The following is a 222-nucleotide window of genomic DNA, read 5'->3' as shown; positions in this document are numbered from 1 at the left end:
AAAAATAAAGAAGAAACAACAGAAGAGTTAAAAGAAGAAAAACCGGAAACGCCAAAGGTAACAGAGGAACCAAATGTATTAGAGAAACCAGAGGTAACAGAAAAACCGGAAATCTTAGTAACACCAGAAGAAGAGAAAAATAAAGAAGAAACAACAGAAGAGTTAAAAGAAGAAAAACCGGAAACACCGAAGGTAACAGAAGAACCAAATGTGTTAGAGAAA

At 34.2% G+C, this 222-nt stretch carries 1 pseudogene; it reads left to right on the top strand.

Annotated features, from left to right (window positions below):
- Positions 1–222 (top strand): annotated as a pseudogene (locus tag MR071_RS25975) (Cna B-type domain-containing protein); the annotation flags it as partial.

The sequence above is a fragment of the Bacillus cereus group sp. BfR-BA-01316 genome, from assembly GCF_022664195.1.
Classification (GTDB): Bacteria; Bacillota; Bacilli; order Bacillales; family Bacillaceae_G; genus Bacillus_A.
The sequence above is the reverse complement of the archived record's forward strand: the minus strand, read 5'-3'. Positions and strand labels throughout refer to the sequence as shown.